The sequence below is a fragment of the Arthrobacter sp. Soc17.1.1.1 genome, assembly GCF_036867195.1.
In the GTDB taxonomy this organism is placed as follows: Bacteria; Actinomycetota; Actinomycetes; order Actinomycetales; family Micrococcaceae; genus Arthrobacter_D.
Window position 1 is genome coordinate 229,078 of record NZ_JBAJII010000001.1, and the last position, 21,047, is coordinate 250,124.

General features: G+C 71.1%; 18 protein-coding genes. 11 read left to right on the forward strand and 7 right to left on the reverse strand.

Going from position 1 to position 21,047, the window contains the following annotated elements; translation table 11 throughout:
- Nucleotides 1-15: 15 nt before the first annotated feature.
- The 3 genes from pelF to V6S67_RS01135 all read left to right on the forward strand — a co-directional run bounded on the left by pelF (nt 16) and on the right by V6S67_RS01135 (nt 4,366).
- Complete coding sequence (gene pelF / locus V6S67_RS01125) at nt 16-1,710, forward strand: GT4 family glycosyltransferase PelF (RefSeq protein ID WP_334208493.1); 1,695 nt, start codon at nt 16-18, stop codon at nt 1,708-1,710.
- Complete coding sequence (locus V6S67_RS01130) at nt 1,707-2,783, forward strand: putative glycoside hydrolase (protein WP_334208494.1); 1,077 nt, start codon at nt 1,707-1,709, stop codon at nt 2,781-2,783. The genes pelF and V6S67_RS01130 overlap by 4 nt, the downstream gene beginning before the upstream one ends.
- A gap of 128 nt (nt 2,784-2,911) precedes the next feature.
- A complete protein-coding gene (locus tag V6S67_RS01135) occupies nt 2,912-4,366 on the forward strand; it encodes a hypothetical protein (protein ID WP_334208495.1) in 1,455 nt (484 codons plus the stop codon).
- A 171-nt stretch (nt 4,367-4,537) separates the two neighbouring features.
- Here V6S67_RS01135 and V6S67_RS01140 read toward each other — a convergent pair whose 3' ends face one another.
- Nucleotides 4,538-5,509 (reverse strand): acyl-CoA thioesterase, encoded by a 972-nt coding sequence (locus V6S67_RS01140; protein ID WP_334208496.1) that lies wholly within the window; start codon nt 5,507-5,509, stop codon nt 4,538-4,540.
- A 94-nt stretch (nt 5,510-5,603) separates the two neighbouring features.
- The gene (locus V6S67_RS01145; protein WP_334208497.1) at nt 5,604-6,173 is read right to left on the reverse strand and encodes a TetR family transcriptional regulator; all 570 of its coding nucleotides are present in this window, start codon (nt 6,171-6,173) and stop codon (nt 5,604-5,606) included.
- Between the two features lie 90 nt (nt 6,174-6,263).
- On the opposite strand from V6S67_RS01145, the gene V6S67_RS01150 reads away from it, so the two are divergent.
- Nucleotides 6,264-7,298: an NAD(P)-dependent alcohol dehydrogenase gene (locus V6S67_RS01150; RefSeq protein WP_334208498.1), complete on the forward strand. Its 1,035-nt coding sequence runs from the start codon at nt 6,264-6,266 to the stop codon at nt 7,296-7,298.
- Between the two features lies 1 nt (nt 7,299).
- Here V6S67_RS01150 and V6S67_RS01155 read toward each other — a convergent pair whose 3' ends face one another.
- From V6S67_RS01155 to V6S67_RS01170, 4 genes are all read right to left on the reverse strand, one after another.
- Complete coding sequence (locus tag V6S67_RS01155; protein ID WP_334208499.1) at nt 7,300-8,334, reverse strand: alcohol dehydrogenase catalytic domain-containing protein; 1,035 nt, start codon at nt 8,332-8,334, stop codon at nt 7,300-7,302.
- 54 nt (nt 8,335-8,388) lie between these two features.
- Nucleotides 8,389-10,014, reverse strand: coding sequence for a BCCT family transporter (locus V6S67_RS01160; protein ID WP_334208500.1), 1,626 nt, complete (start codon nt 10,012-10,014; stop codon nt 8,389-8,391).
- A gap of 369 nt (nt 10,015-10,383) precedes the next feature.
- On the reverse strand, nt 10,384-11,616 hold the full coding sequence (locus V6S67_RS01165) for an MFS transporter (protein ID WP_334208501.1): 1,233 nt from the start codon (nt 11,614-11,616) through the stop codon (nt 10,384-10,386).
- Between the two features lie 195 nt (nt 11,617-11,811).
- Complete coding sequence (locus V6S67_RS01170) at nt 11,812-12,732, reverse strand: AEC family transporter (RefSeq protein ID WP_334208502.1); 921 nt, start codon at nt 12,730-12,732, stop codon at nt 11,812-11,814.
- Nucleotides 12,733-12,845: 113 nt separating this feature from the next.
- Here V6S67_RS01170 and V6S67_RS01175 point away from each other — a divergent pair, with 113 nt between their 5' ends.
- The 5 genes from V6S67_RS01175 (at nt 12,846) to V6S67_RS01195 (ending at nt 17,738) form a co-directional block, all read left to right on the forward strand.
- Nucleotides 12,846-14,123: an Nramp family divalent metal transporter gene (locus V6S67_RS01175; protein ID WP_334208503.1), complete on the forward strand. Its 1,278-nt coding sequence runs from the start codon at nt 12,846-12,848 to the stop codon at nt 14,121-14,123.
- Between the two features lie 37 nt (nt 14,124-14,160).
- Complete coding sequence (locus V6S67_RS01180; protein ID WP_334208504.1) at nt 14,161-14,502, forward strand: thiamine-binding protein; 342 nt, start codon at nt 14,161-14,163, stop codon at nt 14,500-14,502.
- Nucleotides 14,503-14,555: 53 nt separating this feature from the next.
- Entirely contained in the window at nt 14,556-15,092 is a 537-nt protein-coding gene (locus tag V6S67_RS01185) for a GNAT family N-acetyltransferase (RefSeq protein ID WP_334208505.1), read from the forward strand.
- 14 nt (nt 15,093-15,106) lie between these two features.
- Entirely contained in the window at nt 15,107-15,919 is an 813-nt protein-coding gene (locus V6S67_RS01190) for a spermidine synthase (protein ID WP_334208506.1), read from the forward strand.
- Between the two features lie 88 nt (nt 15,920-16,007).
- On the forward strand, nt 16,008-17,738 hold the full coding sequence (locus V6S67_RS01195) for a cation:proton antiporter (protein ID WP_334208507.1): 1,731 nt from the start codon (nt 16,008-16,010) through the stop codon (nt 17,736-17,738).
- Between the two features lie 84 nt (nt 17,739-17,822).
- On the opposite strand, the gene V6S67_RS01200 is transcribed toward V6S67_RS01195, so the two are convergent.
- Complete coding sequence (locus V6S67_RS01200) at nt 17,823-18,710, reverse strand: LysR family transcriptional regulator (protein WP_334208508.1); 888 nt, start codon at nt 18,708-18,710, stop codon at nt 17,823-17,825.
- A gap of 129 nt (nt 18,711-18,839) precedes the next feature.
- Here V6S67_RS01200 and V6S67_RS01205 point away from each other — a divergent pair, with 129 nt between their 5' ends.
- Both V6S67_RS01205 and V6S67_RS01210 read left to right on the forward strand, forming a co-directional pair.
- On the forward strand, nt 18,840-20,246 hold the full coding sequence (locus V6S67_RS01205; RefSeq protein WP_334208509.1) for an MFS transporter: 1,407 nt from the start codon (nt 18,840-18,842) through the stop codon (nt 20,244-20,246).
- Nucleotides 20,243-21,028, forward strand: coding sequence for a 3-hydroxybutyrate dehydrogenase (locus V6S67_RS01210; protein WP_334208510.1), 786 nt, complete (start codon nt 20,243-20,245; stop codon nt 21,026-21,028). Before V6S67_RS01205 ends, V6S67_RS01210 begins: the two co-directional genes overlap by 4 nt.
- Nucleotides 21,029-21,047: the final 19 nt, after the last annotated feature.

A 21,047-nucleotide genomic window follows, 5' to 3' on the forward strand; every position in this document is an offset into this window, starting at 1 on the left:
CGACAAGGAAGCCCCATGTACGTGTTCAAGACCCCGAAAGCCCGCCGCGCCGCACTCGCGCAGTCCCCGGCCGTCGTCCATCCGGCCCAGGCCGCCGCGCAGGCCTCCTACGCGGACGTCGACGTCGCCATCGTCATGGAGTCCACCTACCCGTACCTCAAGGGCGGCGTCTCGGCCGTGGTGCACGACATCGTGACGCACAACCCGGACCTCACCTACGGCATCATCCACATCACCTGGGACTCCTCCTCGCCGCAGGAGGACCTGTACGGCATGCCGGAGAACGTGGTGTGGGTGCGCCCCGTGTACCTGAGCATGCAGGAGCACCGCCACGACTTCATGGCGGTCTCCTCTAAGGACCTCGGCATGAGCCCGGCCGAGAGGTCGGCGCTCGCGAACCGCCTGTTCGACGCGCTGTACGCGCTGTCCGAGCGGCGCGAGGTGGAGCCGCTGTGGCAGCTGATCGACGAGGGCTTCAACGAGCGCACCCGCGCGTACCCCCTGTGGGCCCTGCTGGGCTCGAAGGAGTTCATGGAGGCGCTCTCCGTGCGGATGCCCCAGCTCGACCTGTCCCTGGCCGACTCCTTCTGGACCCTGCGGAACTTCCTCTCGCTCGCCTTCGCCATCCTCGGTGAGACCATGCCGAAGGCGCGTGTCTACCACGCCCACACCACCGGCTACGCCTCGCTCCTGGGCGCCGCGGCGGCCCGGGACCACGACACGTCCTTCCTGCTGACCGAGCACAACCTGTACGTGCGTGACACCGTCAACACCCTGCTGGACCGCAACATGGCGCTGTCCATCACCTCCGAGGACTACCGGACGTTCGACGTCACGCCGGACCAGCGGGCGTGGATGGCGTGGTGGACCGAGATGGGCCACTTCTGCTACCCGAGCGCCACCCTCATCACCTACCTGTACCCGACGGCGATCACGGAGGCCGCGCGCCTCGGCACCGACATCGATAAGGCCGTGGTGGTGCCCAACGCCATGGTGATCGAGGAGTTCGACGACAAGTACCGCTCACGGCGGGCCGCCCAGGAGATGCTGGAACGGCACGGCGACAACCACACCTGGAGGCTGGTCTACATCGCCCGTGTGGTCCCCATCAAGGGGCTGCTCGATCTCCTCTCGAGCATCGACACCCTGCGCCGGCACGGCTTCCCGAACCTCCACCTCGACGTCCTCGGTCCCACCGAGCACGTGCCGGAGTACTACGAGGCGTGCCTCGCGAAGATCGAGAGCCTCGGACTGCACGACCACGTCACCGTCCACGGCACCGTCAACGTCCGGGACATGCTCGACCAGTTCGACCTCCTCGTGCTCCCGAGCTACAACGAGGGACAGCCCATCGTGGTGCTCGAGGCGATGGCGGCCGGCATCCCCACCGTGGGCACCGACGTCGGCGGCATGCGCCAGCTGATCGGTGACGAGCTCAACACGCGGGACGGCCGCACGGTGGGACCGTGCGGTGAGCTGGTCCTCGCGGGCGACGTGGACGCGATGGCGGACAGGATCCGTGCGGTCATCGGCGACCTGGACCTGTACAGGACCTACGCGGAGAACGCCCGGGTCCGCGTCCAGGAGTTCTTCCAGATGCACGAGATCATGTCCTCCTACAACGAGATCTACCGGACGGTCGGTGACATCACCGACCTCGGCGCCCTCACCACCACCGGGCTCGGCGATTTCGTGCGGACGGGTTCATGACGGGGGTCGGTGCCTGGATCCGCTACGGCGACCCCCTGCTCCCGGGACAGCTCGCGTTCGCGGCGGAGCACTACCGGGTGGCCATCCTCCAGCCGTGGGAGCTGCAGGCCGCCGGGGAGCTGAAGCGCCTCCGGCCGGACATGACGGTGCTCTGCTACAAGTGCCTGTCCTCGACACGGAGCTACGAGCCCGGGCCGGTCTACACCTCCGGCGTCTCATACCGGGAGGCGGACACCGACGGCGCCTGGTTCGCCACGCGCCTGGACGGCACCCGGATCGAGTGGGAGCGCTACCCGGGGCACTGGCAGATGCGGGTGTGGGACCCCGCCTACCAGCGCCGCTGGGTGGACAACGTCGTCGAGGAACTGCGGGACTCTCCGTTCGACGGCATCATGGCGGACAACGACGTGTTCGACGACTACTACGGTCTGCGGCTGCCCATCGAGGGGGCCACGGAGATGGCGGAGCTGCGGGCGGCCCTCGGTGACCTCGTGCATGCGGCAGGGACGGCGCTCAACGCCGTCGGCAAGATCGTCGTACCGAACATCGCCGAGTCGCGCCGCGAACCGGGCCGGTGGGAGGCGCACGCCGCCTTCGGCGGAGGCTTCGAGGAGGTCTGGCTGGGATTCAGCCCTGTGGACCTGTTCGACCCGGTCACGGCTGAGGCGCAGCTCGCGCAGGCCGCGGGGCCGGGGCTGTCCATCCTGCGCGTCCCCACCGACGGCGACGACCGGCACCCCAACTTCACCTACGGGCTCTCGGCGTTCTGGATCTTCGGGGAGGGCCGCGGTGCCTACAGCGCCACGGCGCACGACGACTACAGCCGGCTCCAGCACGCCCCCGAACTCGACTGGCAGCTCGGCGCCCCGCGGACCGCACCCCAGGGCGGCAGGCACGCCTGGTGGCGGGAGTTCGACGGCGGGTTCGCCGCCGTGAACTTCAACCGGGACGGCAGGCGGCGCCGCAGGGTGCGGGTACCGGCCGGCATGGTGGACGCGGAGGGCCGGCCCGCGCCGTCGTCGGTGGTCCTGCAGCCGCAGCGCGGCATCCTGTTCCGCCGCCCGGCCTCCTGACGGGCGCCTCCTGGCGGGCGCCTGCCGACGCGCGTTCTCCGCGCCCCGTTGCTCAGGTTCTGCTCAGGATTGGCGACGGTCGCACCCCTGACCCGTCCCGACCCTCCCGGCGCAGCCATGATGTGCGTATGAAACCGAGTGCCGCTGGGGCAAGAATCGTTTCGACCGCGCTGGCCGCCGCCTTCGCCATCTGTTCCCTCACCGCACCCGCGAGTGCCGGCACCGTGCCCGCGGGCACCGGCCAGCAACTGCCGGCCTACCTGCAGGGGTACCGGCAGGGCCAGCTGCTCTGCCCGGGGCAGGCACTGACGGGCAAGGTCTCGGTCGCGATCGTCGATCCGATGATGGCCACCACGGATGCACCGGGCGACTGCACGCTCTCCGACATGAAGGCCGCCAACCCCGGCACCACCTTCCTCGCATACCTGAACATCGGCGCCATGCGGGACGCCGAGCCCTGGAACGGGGTGTTCAGGAACTCCTGCGCGGACACAGCGACGGCGGAGGGGAAGCGGTTCGCCGTCACCACGCCCAATCCGAGGGTGGCCGTGAACGAGGACGGCTTCGCCTCCTACCCGGGCTTCCCGTACCTCACCGTGGCGGACCTCTCCCCGGAATACGCCGACGCCTGCGCGGCGACGGCGCGGACCCTCCTCACCACGGATGCGCAGCAGGGCACCACGAACGCGCCTCCCGCGCGGTTCGACGGCATCTTCCTCGACGACGCCTCGATGTCGCCGTCGCACGGCCAGGACATGGTCGACGTCGGGCAGTGGGGGCCCTGGGGCAGCGACGACGCCTACGGCGAAGCCCTGATCTCCGCGGTGCAGCGCTTCGACGCGACGCTCACCCGCACCCTCGGCCGCGACGTCCCCGTCGCCGTCAACCTCGGCGTCTACCCGGCATGGCGCAACCAGGTGGACCTCGCCACCCGGCTCGCCGCCACGGGCAGTGTGGACTTCGCCCTCCGCGAGCACGTCGTGGCGAGCGGCACGGGTCTCCCGGCGCCGCTCGTGGACCTCGAGCAGGCCACCCTCGCGTACCGGACCATCACGGCCGCCGGGATGCCGGTGGTGGAGCACGACTACTCCGTGCCGCTGCGGGAACTCCCGGCCTCGGCCTACCGCCAGGGCGCAGACATCGGCTCGTCGGCCCCGTGCCTGCGCGACACGTTCGGGTCGAGGGCGTCGGTGGTGACCGCGGGCAAGAACCGCCGCACCCTCGACCACCGGATGACGCTCGGGCACCTGCTGCAGACCCGGACGGCCGTGACCCGGCAAATGACGGCCACGCTTTCCCAGGCGGAGACCGCCTGCCAGGACAACGCGTGGGACGACGACGCGAACTTCGAGACCGTGACTACGGCCTCGGTCGGCGCCGCCGACGCGCAGGTCGCAGCCCTCACGAAGGCCGTGACCGGCGGGGCCTATGCCACGGTCAGCCCGACGAGGTTCAGCGGGGTGAACGTGGTGAAGCTCTCGAACGGGAGCGTGGTCGCGGTCAACACCACCACTGCCTCACGCACCGTCACCGCCCACGGCAGGACGCTCAGCGTGCCCGCACGGTCGGCGACCATCGGCTGACACGACCGCCGGCACGACCGCCGGCACGACCGCTTACACGACGGCCGGCACGACCGCTGACACGACGGCCGGCACGACCGCTGACATGACCCCTGGCACGACCGCTGGCACGACAAGTGGACACGACGGCGGACCGGCCCTGGTGCTCGGCCGGCGCGCGGCGGTCCGTGCCTACGCGGGGTCGGCCGCCGCCCGCAGGTGGGTCGGGAGCACGCTGCCCGGCGCACGGCTGCGGATGAGGGCCAGGTTCCGGGCATGCTCGTGCAGGCGCCGGTCCTCCTCCGAGCGGGGCACCCACGGCGGCACCGGGACGGCGGAGCCCTCGTCGTCGCGCGCCACCATGACCGTGAGGCACGTGGTGGTGAGGTCCATCTCCCGCGCCCGGGGGCTGCCGGAGCGGACGTGGACCGCCACGTGCATGCCCTTGGAGCCCGTGTACACGAGGCGCGCCTCCACCTCGACGACGTCCCCGATGTGCAGCGGCTTCAGGAACCGCACGCCGCCGGAGAACACGGCCACGGTGTCCAGCCCGCAGTAGCGCGTGGAGCAGACGTACGCGGCCTCGTCGATCCAGTCCATCACCGTGCCGCCATGCACCTTCCCGCCCCAGTTCACGTCGGTGGGAGCCGCGAGGAACCGCAGTACCGTGCGCTCGGCGGTGCCGGCGTCCGTGTAGGCCTGGCGGTCCATCTCCTCCACGATCTGCTTCCGGACGTCGATGCGCGCCACGGCGTGCTCGCTGTCGAGACGCTCGGCGTCGGTCCGCGGCTCGAACGGAGGCACGGGGACGGGCCTGCCGTCGGGGCCGACCGCCACGAAGATCACGAGGCACTCCGTGCGCTTCCCGCCGTCGTCCCCCGACACCGAGCCGGAGGAGACGACGGTCCGGATGTGCATGGACGAGGTGCCGGTGTGCACGATCGTGGCCTCGACCTCCACGAGATCGCCGACCCTCACCGGGTCCGCGAAGTGGATGTTCCCCACGTAGACGGTCACGCAGTAGGTCTTCGCCCAGCCGACGGCGGCCGCGTAGGCGGCCTTGTCCACCCACTCGAGGACCGTGCCGGCGTCCACCGACCCGCTGTGGCCGAGGTCGTTGGGGGAGGCGAGGAAGCGCAGGGTGACCGTGTTCGAGGGCTGCATCACCCAGTATCACCACGTCCGGCCGGCATCCGGAAGCGTTCCGGGAGCCCGGCGGGCGGGCAGCCCGGATACCCGGCGGCCGGGCGAGGGTGCGTCAGGGCGTGATCAGGCGCTGCACGGCGAGGCGGATCAGCCGGCGCCGCTCCTCGTGCTGTGCCTCGTCGTCGTCGGGGGAGGCGGCGATGGTGGTGCTGACGGGGGACCACGTCATCGACAGGGCGATCACCAGCGAGAACAGGTGGGCCGGGGGGATGGCCGGGTCCACGAGCCCCCGGGCCTGGGCCGCCGCGATCGCCTCGAACTTCGGTCCGTCGAGAGTGCCGATCTCGGGGCCGAGCCCGCCGGAGGGCGCGCGCTCCAGCCGCGTCCACACCGCCAGCTTCACGATGAGCGGATGCGCGAGGTAGTCGTCGTACAGGCGCACGGCGTACCCGGGGAGGTCCTCCCCGTCGATCGGTACGGCGTCGACGATGGCGCGCAGCTGGTCGCGGAGCACGGCGCTGAAGAGCTGCTCCTTGTTGCCGAAGTAGGCGTAGAGCTGGGCCTTATTGGCGCGGGCGGCCGTGGCGATGCGGTCGATCCGCGCGCCGGCGATCCCGCGTCCGGCGAACTCCGCGGTGGCCGCCTCGAGGATCCGCTTCCTGGTCGCGTCGCTGTTGCCCATCCCCCCACCCTATTCCAACCGGTTGGTTTCTTTCTCCACCGATGTCGCGTACGGTGAAGAAAACCAAACGGTTAGTTCTGAAGGAGTCCCATGAGATCCATCGACGGCTACGCATCCGTGCACGGCGGCAGCGGCGTGGCGCCGTGGACCTTCCAGCGGCGGGACCTCCGCCCCGACGACATCGCGGTCGGTATCGACTACTGCGGCGTCTGCCACAGCGACCTCGACGCGCTCGCCTCGGCCGCGCAGGGACCGGCGCGCCTCGTGCCCGGCCACGAGTTCACCGGGACGGTCACCGGGGTCGGCACCACCGTCACGCGCTTCGCCGTCGGCCAGCGCGTCGCGGTCGGCAACATCGTCGACTCCTGCGGGACGTGCGCGGCATGCCTGGCCGACCAGCAGAACTACTGCCATGCCTTCCCCACCCTCACCTACGGCGGCGTGGACCGGCACGACGGCCTGCCCACGCAGGGCGGCTTCTCCGAGGAGTACGTGGTCCGGGAGGACTTCGCCTACACCGTCCCGGCGCAGCTGGACCCCGCCGCGGTGGCGCCCCTGATGTGCGCGGGGGTCACGGTCTGGGAGCCGCTGAGGCGCTGGCAGGTGGGCCCGGGCAGCACGGTCGGTGTCGTCGGGATCGGCGGGCTGGGGCACCTCGCGGTCAAGCTCGCCACGGCGCTCGGCGCGCGTGTCACGGTCTTCACCACGTCACCCGCGAAGGCGGACGCGGCCTACCTGCTGGGGGCCGACGACGTCGTGCTCTCCACCGACGACGCCGCCATGGCCGCGCAGTCCGATACGCAGGACCTGATCCTCGACACAGCGTCCACACCCCACGACATGACGCCCTACCTGCGGGCCCTGTCCATGGACGGCACGCTGTGCAGCCTCGGCATCACCGGACGCCTCGAGTTCGACCCCATGGCGCTGCTGATCGGACGCAAGAGCCTCGCCGCGGCAGGCAGCGGCGGCACCCGTGCCACGCAGGAGCTGCTGGACTTCTGCGGCGAGCACGGCATCACGGCCGACGTCGAGGTGCTGCCCATGGCCGCGGTCGACGAGGCACTCGACCGGCTGCGGCGCAACGACGTGTGCTACCGGTTCGTCCTCGACCTGAACGCGTAGGTCAGACGTCGATGACGGTCACGCCGGCGGAGCGGTCGCCCGCCATCGCGACGAGGGCGTCCGGGACCTCGCCGAGGGTGATCCTGCGCTCGATTAGGTCCTGCGGACGCAGCCGGTCCGCGGCCACGAGATCGAGCAGTCCCGCGTAGTCCTGCGCAGGCATGCCGTGGCTGCCGAGGATCGAGAGTTCCCGGCCGATCACCGCGCCCATCGGGATCACGGGATCGGACGGGAACAGGCCGATCTGCACGTGCCGGCCGCGGGGCCGTAGGGAGAGGATCCCCGCGGCGGCGGTCTCCTCCCGGCCGAGGGCGTCCACCGAGACGTCGAACCCCGAGGGGGCGGCCTCGGCCAGGGCGGCGAGCACCGCGGCGCGGGAGAGGCCGGACGAGTCGACGGTGCGGACGGCGCCGAAGCGGGCGGCGCGTGCGAGGGCGGCGTCGTCGATGTCCACCGCCACCACGCGGGCGCCGAGCGCCGCGCCGATCATGACGGCGCTCAGTCCCACCCCGCCGCACCCGACCACCACGAGGGACTCCCCGCCCTCGAGGCGGGCCTGATGGACCAGGCCGCGGTACGACGTCGCGAAGCGGCACCCGAGCAGTGCTGCGGCCCCGGCATCGAGGGAGGCGGGGACGGGGATCAGGTTGGTGTCGGCGTCGTGGAGCGCCACGAGGTCCGCGAACGAGCCCCAGTGCGTGAAGCCCGGCTGGGTCTGGTTGCGGCACACCTGGCCGTTGCCGGACCGGCACTCGGGACAGCGGCCGCACGCGCAGACGAACGGCGTGGTGACGCGGTCACCGACGGAGAAGCGCCGCACGCCGCCGCCCACCGCCGCGATGGTGCCCACCAGTTCGTGGCCGGGGACGTGCGGGAGGGTGATGCCGTCGTCGTGTCCGAGCCAGCCGTGCACATCGCTGCGGCAGAGGCCCGTCGCCTCGACGCGGACGACGACGCCGCCGGGCGGGGGGACGGGGGCGGGGACGTCCCGGAGGACAGGGCGGGCGGAGAACCCGTCGAAGCAGACAGCGCGCATCGCACCATTCTGCCTCGCGGGTCCCCCACCCGATGCATCGCTCCCGACGCCGGGTCAGCCCTGCGGCGGGGCGCCCCTGCGTGCGATCCGCGACCCGGTGCGCCGTGCGCCGGTGATGAGCGGGTCCTTCGCGAGGTCCATCATGAGTGCCACGCACAGGCCGATCATGACGAGCAGGAACGGGGCCGCGGCGATGATGGTGAGCGTCTGCAGGGCCTCCAGGCTTCCCACACTGAGCAGGACGGCGGCCACGCCACCGGTCAGGGTGCCCCACAGGATGGTCAGCCACTTGCGCGGGACGGCCGCGCCGAAGGAGGACAGCGAGCCGAGCACGATCGAGGAGGCGTCGGCACCCGAGATGAAGAAGATCGCCACGAGGACGACCACGAGGATGGAGGTCACGGAGGCCAGCGGGTACTGGGCGAGGAGCGCGAACATCGCCGACTCCTGGCTCTCCGCGTTGGCCGCGGCGATGTCCACTTCGTTGTTCTGCAGGTGCAGGGCCGAGCCGCCCCACACGCCGAACCAGATGATGCTGATGACGCTGGGGACGGCGACGACGCCGATCACGAACTCGCGGATGGTGCGCCCGCGCGAGATCTTCGCGAGGAACGAGCCGACGAAGGGCGTCCACGAGACCCACCAGGCCCAGTAGAAGATGGTCCACGCCGCCAGCCACTCGTGGCCGCCGAATGCGCCCGTGCGGGACGACATCTGGGGGAGGCCGATGAGGTAGTTGCCGGCCGACGCCGGGATGAGTTCGAGGATGAAGACCGTGGGGCCGACCACGAATAGGAAGAACAGCAGGGCCAGGGCCAGGACCATGTTGCCGTTGGAGAGCCACTTGATGCCCCGGCTCACGCCGCTGACGGCGGAGATGACGAAGCAGACGGTCAGGATCGCGATCAAAGTGACCTGCAGGGCCAGGCTGCTGCCCATGCCGAACACCTCGGTGAGTCCGCCGTTGATCTGCAGGACGCCGAGGCCGAGGGACGTGGCCGAGCCGAAGAGGGTCGCGAAGATCGCGAACACGTCGATGGCGCGCATCCCTGCCGGCGTGGGGCGGCCTCGGAACAGGGCCGTGAAAGCCCCGCTGAAGCCGGCGCCGCGGCCCTTGCGGAACGCCGAGTAGGCCAGGGCCAGGCCGACGACGGCGTAGATGGCCCAGGGGTGGATGGCCCAGTGGAAGAGCGTGTAGTTCATGGCCTGCCGCGCGGCCTCCGAGCTGCCGGGCTCGATGCCCTCGACGGGCGGCGCGAGGTAGTGGGAGATGGGCTCGGTGACGCCGTAGAACATGAGCCCGATGCCCATGCCCGCGCTGAACATCATGGCGATCCAGGACGCCCGCGAGTACTCGGGCTTCTCCCCGTCCTTGCCGAGGGGGATGCGCCCGTACTTGCTGAACGCCAGGAACAGGGCGAACACCACGAAACCGGTGGCGGTGAGCACGAACGCCCAGCCGAAGTTCGCGACGAGGCCGTTGAGCACGGAGGAGGTGATCTCGGAGAACGGGGTGGGGAAGACCACGGCCGCGAGCATCAGCAGGATGACGATTGAGAGCGAGACGAACAGAACCGGCTTGTCCAGCGCAGCCTTGGCGGAAGCCTCGCGCGGGGGGACCTCGAAGGGTGTCTCCTCGCTGGGCGGTGATCCGTGGATGGGCTCGGTGGAATTAGACATAGGGCTTAGGGTACGTGGGCGGCGGGACCCGGGTCCGGGTGGATCGCAGCCGGAATCCGCTTGCCGGAGCGCTCCGGCGGTGGTTCCGGCCGTGCCGCGCGGCGCCCCGCGCGGTCACGCGGGAACGCTCCGCCGGAGGGCACTGCTTCCCTGTCAGGGCGGCGATCCGGGGGGTGTCCGTCGGACGCCCGCGGTGCCGGGGGAGCCGCCTCCCGGGGGCCGCGGAAGCACTCCGGAGGAGCGCCGGGCGGGGCCTCCTGGGCGGCCCGCCGACTGTGACGAACACCCCATCGCAAAAGCTCCTGTGGTGCCGACCGGTCCCGCCCGGGTCCAGCAGACCCTGTCAGCCGATCCCGTCAGCCGATCCCGTCAGCCGGCCCGGAGCCGCCGGCGCTCCCGGCGGCCCGTGGCGGTGTCGGTGGTCAGGCTCAGCCCGAGACCCACGGCCACGAGGAGGATCATGACGAAGGGCAGCGCCTCGAGGCCGATCCCGTCGAGCAGGAGGCCGCCGAGCAGCGCTCCGCCGCCGATGCCCACGTTGAACGCCGTGGTCTGCAGGGCCGCCGAGAGGTCGCGGGTGCGGAAGGACGCGGTGCGCAGCATCCTGGTCTGCAGCATGGCGGGGATACCGCCGAACGCCGCACCCCAGACGATCACCGCGATGAGCACCACGACGGCGTTCGTGGTGGCGAGCGCGAGCGTCAGGACGGCGGCCATGACCACCAGGACGACGCCGGCGAACGCCTTGCGGGGGAAACGGTCGGCGGCGTACCCGGCCCCGACGAGCCCGATGATGCCCGCGCCGCCGTAGAGGAACAGGACGAGGGCCACGGAGCCCGGCTCGAAGGAGGAGACGTCCGTCAGCCAGGGGGCGATGTACGTGTAGAACGTGTTCTGGCCCGTCAGCAGGATCAGGATGACGGTGCACAGCAGGAGGACGCCGCGGAAGCTCGGGTCACGGCGCAGCGGGACGTGGGCCTCGCCGGCCGCGCGTTCCACGTGGTGGTTCACCGGCGGCAGGAACTTCACGATCACGAGGGCGAGGACGGCCACGACCACGCCGATGATGGTGAAGGCGGCGCGCCAGCCGAGGGCGTTGCCGATCGCCGTACCCACGGGGACGCCGAGCACGAAGGCGGCCGTCCCGCCGCCGGCCGTGATGGCCACGGCCTTGCCGAGCTGCTGGGCGGGCACGAGGTGCGCGGAGTAGGCGGCGACGACGGCCCAGAAGAGGCCGTGCGCCAGTCCGCCGAGGATGCGGGCGGCGACGAGGACCCCGTACGTGGGGGCCACGGCCGCGAGGATGTTCGCCGCCGCGATCACCAGCAGCACGACGACGATCAGGGACTTGCGTGAGAACCGCTGCGTGACGGCGGCGAGCGGCGTGGTGGCGACGACCACCGTGCCCGCGAAGATGGTCACGAGGTAGCCGGCCGTGGAGATGCCGACGTCGAGGTCGCGGGCCATCGCGGGCAGGAGGCCGGTGGGCAGGAACTCGCTGGTCACGGAGACGAAGATCGCTCCCGCGAGCGACAGCAGCCCGACGTAGGGGAACGGCGCGGAGGCCTTCGCGGTGGGCTTCGGCGGGAGGGAGACAGACAAAGGGGTACCAATCATGGGGGTGCGGCGGTCGTCGCCCCGGTTGCGCCGTCGAGAACCGGGAGGCGTCGGGGTCGAGGTCGATCGGAGCTCGACTCCACCGGTGGTAACACGGCGGGGCGGCGAAGCATTCCTGCTCCGGTGTCCGGCAGTGGTGCCGCCCCGCCCGCGGGTGCCCGGTCCGGCAGGTCAGGCGGGTCAGGCGAGGAGGGCAGCGACGACGACGAGCGCCGGGATGGCCAGCGCCGAGGACAGCAGGACGGTGTCGCGTGCCAGCGGGATGCCCCGCCCGTAGCGGCCGGCGAACATGAAGACGTTCTGCGCCGTGGGCAGGGCGGACACGACGACGGCGCCCAGCAGGCGCTCGCCGTCCAGCCCGAAGAGGTGATGGGCGGTCAGATATGCAGCGACGGGCATAAGTGCGGTCTTGAGGGCCGTCGCGGTGAGGACCTGCAGGCGGTCCGGCCCGGCCCTGAGGGGGCGGCTCCCGGGGAGGGACATGCCGAAGGAGAGGAGCACCATCGGGACGGCGGCGCCGCCGATCAGGGCGAGCGAGTCCCAGACCGGCGGCGGTGGCCGGAATCCCGTGGCGGACACGGCGACGCCCAGCAGCGACGCGATGATCATCGGGTTCCGGAACGGCTGGGTCAGCACCGCGCGGACGGAGGGTTTCCGGCTGGAGGTGAGGTCGAGGATCGTCAGGTAGAGCGGGGCCAGCAGGAGCAGCTGGACGAGCAGGACGGGGGCGATCAGGGTGGCGTCGCCGAGGGCGTAGACCGTGATCGGGATGCCGATGTTGTTGGCGTTCACGTACGAGCTCGCCATCGCGCCGATCGCGGTCTCCGCCGCGGGCCGGCGGAACAGCAGCCGGCTCAGCGCCACGTAGAGGGACGCGATGGCCAGCGATGAGATGAGCGCGATCGGCAGGTACTCGGAGAAGACGGACCCGAGGTGGGCGTCGGCCAGCACGGTGAAGAGCAGCGCGGGGTTGGTCACGAAGAACGCCACCTGGTTCAGTGCGAAGCCGGCCTGGGGTCCGCCGATCACGAGGCGCCCGGCGACGTAGCCCACGAGGATCACCGCGCCGACGACGACGAAGCCGCCCAGCACTCCCAGCATGCGTGCTCCCTCCCGTCCGGGCGGCCCTCGCCCACGAGTAGACCGTAGTGCACCGCAGATGCTCAGCCCGCTTGCTAAGCTCGGCGGGACCATCACGACTTCAAGGGGGCAGGGTGAGCGCTGAGCGCGTGGATTCCGACGTCGACGGACTCGAGAGACCGAAGTGGAGATTCGTCGGACCCGGGCTGCTCGCCGCGGCCACCGGCGTCGGCGCCGGTGACCTCGTCGCCACCCTGATCGCCGGCAGCCAGTACGGGTACGCGCTGCTGTGGGCGGCGGTGATCGGGTGTGTGCTGAAGATCATCCTCGTCGAGGGTGTGGGCCGCTGGTACCTCGCGACCGGGAAGACGATCTTCCAGGGCTGGCGGACCCTCGGCGCCTGGACCAGCTGGTACTTCGGCCCGTACATCATCATCTGGGGCTTCGTCTACGGGGCGACGGCGATGAGCTCGACGGCCCTCCCGCTCCAGGCGCTGTTCCCCGCCGTCCCGCTGAACGCCTTCGCCATCGCCTCCGGGCTGATCGGCCTCGCCCTCGTCTGGTTCGGCCGGTACGGCCTCTTCGAGAAGATCATGACGGTGATGGTCGGCATCATGTTCGTCTCCGTGGTGGGCTCCGCCATCCTCGCCACCCCGAACCTCCCCTCGATGCTCACCGGACTCGTGCCGACCCTCCCGGAGGGGTCGGTGTTCTACGTCCTCGGACTCGCCGGGGGTGTCGGTGGCACCATCACCCTCGCCGCCTACGGCTACTGGCTGCGGGAGAAGGGCTGGAACAGGCCCAAGTGGATGAAGGTCATGCGGGTCGACAACTCCGTGGCCTACACGATGACCGGCATCTTCGTGGTGTGCATGCTCATCCTCGGCGCCGAACTGCTCTACACCGCGAACATCTCGCTCCAGAGCGGCGACCGCGGCCTGCTGGACATGGGCGTGGTGCTCGAGGAGCGCTACGGGGTGGTCTGGGCGAAGGTCTTCCTCGTCGGGTTCTGGGCGTCGTCCTTCTCCTCGCTCCTCGGGGTCTGGCACGGCGTCAGCCTCATGTTCGCCGACTTCTGGGCGAACTTCCGCAAGCGGGCGGACGACCTCTCGGACGACGACGCCCCCGGTTCGCACAGCAGGCCCGCCCGCGCCTACATGCTGTGGCTCACGATCCCGCCGATGCTCCTGCTGCTGCTGGGCCGTCCGTTCTTCCTGATCCTGCTCTACGGTGTCCTGGGCTCGCTGTTCATGCCGTTCCTCGCCATCACCCTGCTGGTGCTGCTCAACAGCACCCGCCTGGCCCGCCAGTGGCGGAACCGGTGGCTGTCGAACGTGTTCCTCGCGATCACCACGATCGTGTTCCTCGTCCTCGGCGTCAACGAACTGGTGCAGGCGGTCACCGGGGCGTGACCTCCCGGCACCGGCGCCCGCGTGCCAGACTGGGACCATGCTCGTAGCCTTCAGCGTCGCCCCGTCCGGCTCCTCCGACCTCTCCCGCGAGAACCCCGACGGGTCGGTGCACGACGCCGTCGCCGCAGCGGTCGCCGTCGTGCGCGAATCCGGTCTGCCGAACTCCACGGACTCCATGTTCACCACCATCGAGGGCGAGTGGGACGAGGTGATGGCGGTCGTGAAGAACGCCACCGACGCCGTCGCCCGCTACGGCAGCCGGGTGTCGCTGGTGCTGAAGGCGGACATCCGCCCCGGGCGCACCGGCGAGCTGACCGGCAAGGTGGAGCGGCTGGAGGCCGCGCTCGCCGAGCAGGAACAGTTCGAGGGCCACTCGTGACCGCCGTCCGCCGTCCGCCGCATTCGGTGTCTTCAGGCCACTAAACTGGCACGGTGACACAGCCCCTGCTGACCCTGCCCTATGTCATCCGGCCGGCCACGGTCGACGACGCCGAGGCGTACGCCCGCACGCACGTCGCAGGGCTGCACGAGACGTACGAGCAGATCATGCCGCGCGAGTACCACGAGTACTACGACGCGGAGCTGCCGGCCCTGATCGAGCGGCGGAGGAAGGCCTTCGAGGATGCCTCGCGCACGCCCGGCAGCGCCCGGAGCTGGCTGGCGTTCGACGACGACGGCGAGCCGGTGGCGATCGCGACGTCCGGGCCCGGGCGCGACGAGGACAGGCCCGACTTCGAGCTGCACCACATCTACACGCTGCGCTCCACCCACGGCACCGGCCTGGGGCAGCGCCTGCTGGACACCGCGATCGGCACGAGGGCCGCCTACCTGTGGATCCTCAACGGCAACCCGCGGGCCGAACGCTTCTACGTGCGCAACGGTTTCACGCCGGACGGCACGTCCATGCTGTGCGGACCGACATGGCACCACCGGCCCATGTTCCGGATGCACCGCCCCGACCAGGAATGACGAGGCCCTCGAAGATGGCGAAGCCCACGGGGCCCCGGCCCGAGATCGGCGAATTCCCCATCGACACCGGGACGTGCGAACTCGAACCCGACCCGTACAACCCGCACGGCTGGGTGCTGCGCATCAACGGCGTGCCCAGCTCGCACATCGACCTCGAGGACCCGCTGCAGCTCGACTTCGAGTACATGCGGTGGATCGCCTCGCTCGTCGACTCCCGCTGGGCGCCCTCCGACCGCCTCCGCGTGCTGCACCTCGGCGGGGGCGCCTGCTCGCTGGCGCGGCGGTTCGCCGCCAGCCACCCCCAGGCCCGCCAGGTCGTCGTCGAGCTCGACGGACGCCTGGCCGAGCTGGTGCGCGCGTGGTTCGACCTCCCGCGGGCACCCCTCGTCCGGATCCGGGTGGGGGAGGCGCGCGCCGTGACCGAAGCCCTGAGCGAGAACAGCCGCGACCTGGTGATCCGCGACGTGTTCGCCGGAGCCCTGACCCCCGCGCCCCTGACCACGCGCGAGTTCACACGGGCCGCCAGGCGGGTGCTCGCGCCCGACGGCGTGTACGTGGTCAACTGCGGGGACGGTCCCGACCTCGCGATGGCCCGGCGGGAGGCCGCGACCATCGCCGCCGCGTTCACCTCGACCGTGATCATCGCGGACCCCGCGATGCTGAAGGGCAGGCGCTACGGCAACGTGATCATCGCCGGGAGCGACGCACCCCTCGGGGAGAGCCCGGGCCTCGCCCGCGAACTGCTCGGCGGGGGAGTGCCGGCACACCTCTGGCAGGACGCCCGCGTGCGCACCTTCGCCGCCGGAGCGCAGGTCCTCACGGACTGAGCCGCCGCTGCGTCGGGCCCCGGACACGGGATCGTCAAGCGTGCCACCCGCCCCGGGCGGCACGCTTGCCGCCCATTAGGCTGGCCGGGTGGAACTGGGCTTGCTGGGTATCATCGGGATCGCCGTCCTGGTCGGCGTCGCGGTGCTCTCGAAGCGCGTGGGCGTGGCCGCACCGCTGATCCTCGTCGTCGTCGGGATCGGGCTGTCCTTCGTGCCGGGCGTGCCCAACTTCAGCATCCCCGACGAATGGATCCTCACGGGCATCCTGCCGCCCCTGCTCTACGCCGCGGCGATCAAGACGCCCGTGACGGACTTCCGCCGGAACATCACCCCGATCGCCAGCCTCTCGGTGGCGCTCGTCGTCGTCTCGGCCTTCGCCACGGGACTGCTCCTCCACGCCCTGCTGCCCGGCCTCGGTCTCGCGGCCGCGGTCGCCGTCGGCGCCGTCATCAGCCCGCCCGACGCCGTGGCCGCCACCTCGATCGGCCGCCGCCTCGGCCTGCCCCCGCGGCTGCTCACCGTGCTCGAGGGCGAGGGCCTCGTCAACGACGCGACCGCCCTCGTACTCCTGCGCAGCGCCATCGCCGCCTCCGCCGGTGCCCTCAGCGGCTTCGGTGCCGCCGTGGCCGACTTCGCCTTCGCCGTCGTGGTCGCGGTGGTGGTGGGGTACGCCGTCGGGGCCGTGACCGTCTTCATCCGGTCACGGCTCGACGACCCCGTGCTGGACACCGCGCTGTCCCTGGCCGTGCCCTTCATCGCGTTCCTGCCCGCCGAGGAGCTGGGCGCCTCGGGGGTGCTCGCCGTCGTGGTCGCCGGTATCTACACGGGCCACCGCAGCGCGAGTCACCTGGACGCCCGCGCACGCATCACCGACAACGTGAACTGGCGGACGGTGCAGTTCCTGCTGGAGAACGGCGTGTTCCTGCTGATCGGCCTCGAGATCCGCGCACTGCTCCAGAGCGTCGACCAGTCGCTGCTGACCGTCGGGCAGACCATCCTCATCGGCCTCACCGCCACGCTCGCCCTGATCCTGTTGCGCTTCCTCTGGGTGTTCCCCCTCGTGCTGCTCATGCGGCGCCTGCCGAGCCGGGCCGAGCGCCGCACGCTGCAACTGCGCCGCGGACTCGGCAGGCTGAGGAAGCTGCGCACGCTCGACGCCCGGCAGGAACGACGACGGCGCGCGCTGACACGCCTGTACCACCGGCGCAAGGCGGACCTCGATCTCGAACGGCGCGAGGGGTTCGGCTGGAAGGGCGCCACGGTGCTCGGCTGGTCCGGGATGCGCGGCGTGGTGACGCTCGCGGCAGCGCAGTCCCTGCCGGAGACCTTCGCGTACCGGGAGCAACTCGTCCTGATCGCGTTCACCGTCGCCGTGACCACCCTGCTGGTGCAGGGCAGCACCCTGCCGGCGCTCATCCGCGTGCTGAAGATCCAAGGGATCGACATCGAGGCCGACCGCGAGGAGTCCGCCACCCTGTTCGACGAACTGCGCACCGAGGGCCTGCGCGTGCTGGACGATCCGCAGGCCATCATGGGCGAGGACGTCGAGGTGGACGACGACGTGCTTGACCGCGTCCGGGCCGACACCGGGATGCGATCGGAGTTCGAGTGGGAGAAGGCGCGGCTGCCGGAGCAGCGGCTCGTGCGCTCCCCGCACCGCCAGTACAGGGACCTCCGGCTCGCCGTCCTCGAGGCGGAGCGGCAGGCGCTGCTCGCCGCCAGGGCCCGCGGCACCTACTCCTCGCGCGTCCTCGAGAGGGCGCAGCGCGTCCTCGACGTCGAGGAAACCCGCCTCCGGCCGAGGGGCGGGGCCTCGTAGCGGGTCCGCCGTCGCCTCCGACCGGCCGCGCCCTGTGGCATCCCGTCCGAGGAGGGCAGGCGAGGGCAGACGAGGCAGCGGCCGTCAGCGGCCCAGGAGTTGCGGCTCCATCGCCGCGGTCGCGTGCCGCAGCGCGTCGACCACGGCGGCCACCGCGGGCTGCCGCAGGGCGTCCGCCCGGACCACGAGCCAGTAGTCGAGTTCCTCCGCGACGTCGGCGGGAAGGAGGCGCACGAGGTCGGCGTGCCGGTCGGCCATGAAGCACGGCAGCAAGCCGAGCCCCGCACCCGCCCGGGTGGCCTCGACGTGCACGAAGACGTTGGTCGAGCTCAGGGCGTCGCGCATGGAGGGCAGGAGCCGCCGGGGCGCGTCCAGGCTGTCGACCTGCAGCATCGAGTCGATGAAGTACACGAGCGGGTGGCGCATGGCCTCCTCCAGCGTGCCCGGCGCGCCGTGCGCCGCGAGGTACTCCTCGGACGCGTAGAGCCCGAGGACGTACGTGCCCAGCCGCTCCGCCTCCGCCCGATGTACCTGCGGCTCGCCGACCACCACCTCGAAGTCGAGGCCGGTCCGCGTCTGCGAGGCCCGCCGTGTCGCGGTGATGATCTCGATGCTGAGCCGGGGGTGGGCGGCCCGGAGCCGGGCGAAGGCCGGTGCGGCGATGAGGGCGCTGAAGCCGTCCGTGGCGCTCATCCGCACCACGCCCGAGAGCGCGCCGTCGTCGTCGCCCAGCCGGGCGACCGCCTCCGCGACGACGGCCGCAGCGTCCGCCGCCCGGCGGCCCAGGTCCGTCAGCTCCCAGCCGCCGCTGCCGCGGGCGAGCACCCGCCCGCCGAGCGCCTTCTCGAGGGCCGCGATGCGCCGCGACACCGTGGTGTGGTTCAGCCCCAGCGCCTCACCGGCCGTGGTGAACCGCCCGCTCTGCGCGACGGCGAGCAGCACCACGAGATCCTGGGCATTGGGTGGGAGCACATCTGCAGTATTGCAGAGTCAGGGTGCCGATCTGGCCATTGGCGGACCGAAAGGGTGCAGGGATACTCGAAGAAACCCATCGGGGCCTTGACGTACGGGCCCATGTCAGCGTCGACAGAGGAGATCTCCATGAGCGTCAATCAGCGCTCGAACACCCCCGGGAACCGGCAGGACGACGGATCGGGCACGGAGGCGTCGGGCCTCAAGCGGATCGTCGCGGCCGCCATGGTCGGGACGGTCGTCGAGTGGTACGAGTTCTTCCTCTATGCCACGGCGGCGAGCCTGGTCTTCGGGACCTTCTTCTTCCCCAACGCCGGCTCCGAACTCGACGGCATCATCGCGGCCTTCCTCACGTACGCCGTCGGTTTCGTGGCCCGGCCGCTCGGCGGGATCGTCTTCGGGCAGATCGGCGACAAGCTCGGCCGCAAGCACACGCTGCAGCTCACCATCATCCTCGTCGGCGTCGCCACGTTCCTCATGGGCTGCCTGCCCGGGTTCGACTCGATCGGCTACTGGGCCCCTGCACTGCTGGTGATCCTGCGCTTCATCCAGGGCTTCGCCGTCGGCGGGGAGTGGGGCGGCGCCGTGCTCCTCGTCGCCGAGCACAGCCCCGACCGGTCCCGCGGGTTCTGGTCCAGCTGGCCGCAGGCGGCCGTCCCGGTGGGCAACCTCCTCGCCACGCTCGTGCTGCTGGGCATGAGCTGGATCCTGCCGCAGGACGAGTTCCTCAGCTGGGGCTGGCGCGTGGCGTTCTGGGTCTCCGCGATCATCGTGGTGATCGGCTACTACATCCGGACGCACGTCAGCGAGGCCCCGATCTTCCTCGAGGCTCGCGAGAAGATCGAATCCGAGAAGGCGGTCAGCTACGGCGTCCTCGAAGTGGTCAAGCGGTACCCCAGGGGTGTCCTCGGAGCGATGGGACTGCGATTCGCCGAGAACATCCTCTACTACATCATCGTCAGCTTCACGATCGTCTACCTGAAGACGGTGCACCAGTACGACACCTCCCAGCTCCTGCTGGCCCTCCTGATCGCGCACGTGGTCCACTTCGCCGTCATCCCGCAGGTGGGCAGGCTGTCCGACGCGTTCGGCCGCAAGCCGGTCTACCTCGTCGGGGTGGTCCTCGGTGCCACGTGGGCGTTCTTCGCCTTCCCGCTGTTCGACACCCTGAACCCCTTCCTGATCATCCTCGCCGTCACGATCGGCCTCGTCTTCCACGCCTTCATGTACGCGGGGCAGCCGGCCATCATGTCGGAGATGTTCCCGACGCGCATGCGGTACTCCGGCGTCTCCCTGGGGTACCAGGTGACCTCGATCCTCGCGGGCTCGCTCGCGCCGATCATCGCGACCGCCCTCCTGCAGGAATACGACAGCTGGGTGCCCGTGGCCCTCTACCTCGTGGCGGCCTGCGGCATCACCCTGGTCGCGGTGCTGACCCTCAAGGAGACCCGCGGGGCATCACTCCGCGAGGTCGACGCGGAGGACGCCCGCCGCCACGGACTGGACGAGCCGCTCGTGGGACAGGCCAGGCCATGAGCACGACGGCGTCCCGACCCGCGACGGCCCTGACCGCCGGACCCCTGTCCGGGCGCCGCGCCGTCATCACGGGCGGCGCGAGCGGGATCGGCGCGGCCTGCGCCCGCGCACTCGCCGGACGGGGAGCGCACGTCGTCGTCGCCGACCGCGACGAGGCCGGCGCGGCGGAGCTGGCCGCCGACCTCGGCGGCGAGGCGTGGGCGGTCGACCTGCTCGACACGGGGGCGCTCGAGACCCTGACCCTCGAGGCCGACATCCTCGTGAACAACGCGGGCATCCAGACCGTCAGCCCGCTCGAGGACTTCGATCCCGAGGACTTCCGGCGCATCCAGCGGCTCATGGTCGAGGTGCCGTTCCTCCTGATCCGCGCCGCCCTGCCGGGGATGTACGCCCGGGGCTCCGGCCGGATCATCAACATCTCCTCGGTCCACGGGCTGCGGGCCTCGCCGTTCAAGGCCGCCTACGTCACGGCCAAGCACGGCCTCGAGGGGCTCTCCAAGGTCACCGCCCTCGAGGGCGGGGCGCACGGCGTCACGAGCAACTGCGTCAACCCCGGCTACGTCCGCACCCCTCTCGTGGAGAACCAGCTGGCGGACCAGGCACGCGTGCACGGCATCAGCGAGGAGGAGGTGCTCGAGCGGATCATGCTCACCGAGTCGGCGATCAAGCGGCTCGTGGAACCGGAGGAGGTCGCCTCGCTCGTCGCCTGGCTGGCGGGCGACGACGCCGGGATGGTGACGGGGTCCTCCTACGTCATGGACGGCGGCTGGTCCGCGCGCTGAGCCGGGCCCGGCCCTCCCG

Bases quoted from the DNA above. Each gene is read 5' to 3' on its own strand.
- pelF (WP_334208493.1), top strand. From the start codon at position 16: ATGTACGTGTTCAAGACCCCGAAAGCCCGCCGCGCCGCACTCGCGCAG.
- V6S67_RS01130 (WP_334208494.1), top strand. From the start codon at position 1,707: ATGACGGGGGTCGGTGCCTGGATCCGCTACGGCGACCCCCTGCTCCCG.
- V6S67_RS01135 (WP_334208495.1), top strand. From the start codon at position 2,912: ATGAAACCGAGTGCCGCTGGGGCAAGAATCGTTTCGACCGCGCTGGCC.
- V6S67_RS01140 (WP_334208496.1), bottom strand. From the start codon at position 5,509: ATGCAGCCCTCGAACACGGTCACCCTGCGCTTCCTCGCCTCCCCCAAC.
- V6S67_RS01145 (WP_334208497.1), bottom strand. From the start codon at position 6,173: ATGGGCAACAGCGACGCGACCAGGAAGCGGATCCTCGAGGCGGCCACC.
- V6S67_RS01150 (WP_334208498.1), top strand. From the start codon at position 6,264: ATGAGATCCATCGACGGCTACGCATCCGTGCACGGCGGCAGCGGCGTG.
- V6S67_RS01155 (WP_334208499.1), bottom strand. From the start codon at position 8,334: ATGCGCGCTGTCTGCTTCGACGGGTTCTCCGCCCGCCCTGTCCTCCGG.
- V6S67_RS01160 (WP_334208500.1), bottom strand. From the start codon at position 10,014: ATGTCTAATTCCACCGAGCCCATCCACGGATCACCGCCCAGCGAGGAG.
- V6S67_RS01170 (WP_334208502.1), bottom strand. From the start codon at position 12,732: ATGCTGGGAGTGCTGGGCGGCTTCGTCGTCGTCGGCGCGGTGATCCTC.
- V6S67_RS01180 (WP_334208504.1), top strand. From the start codon at position 14,161: ATGCTCGTAGCCTTCAGCGTCGCCCCGTCCGGCTCCTCCGACCTCTCC.
- V6S67_RS01190 (WP_334208506.1), top strand. From the start codon at position 15,107: ATGGCGAAGCCCACGGGGCCCCGGCCCGAGATCGGCGAATTCCCCATC.
- V6S67_RS01205 (WP_334208509.1), top strand. From the start codon at position 18,840: ATGAGCGTCAATCAGCGCTCGAACACCCCCGGGAACCGGCAGGACGAC.
- V6S67_RS01210 (WP_334208510.1), top strand. From the start codon at position 20,243: ATGAGCACGACGGCGTCCCGACCCGCGACGGCCCTGACCGCCGGACCC.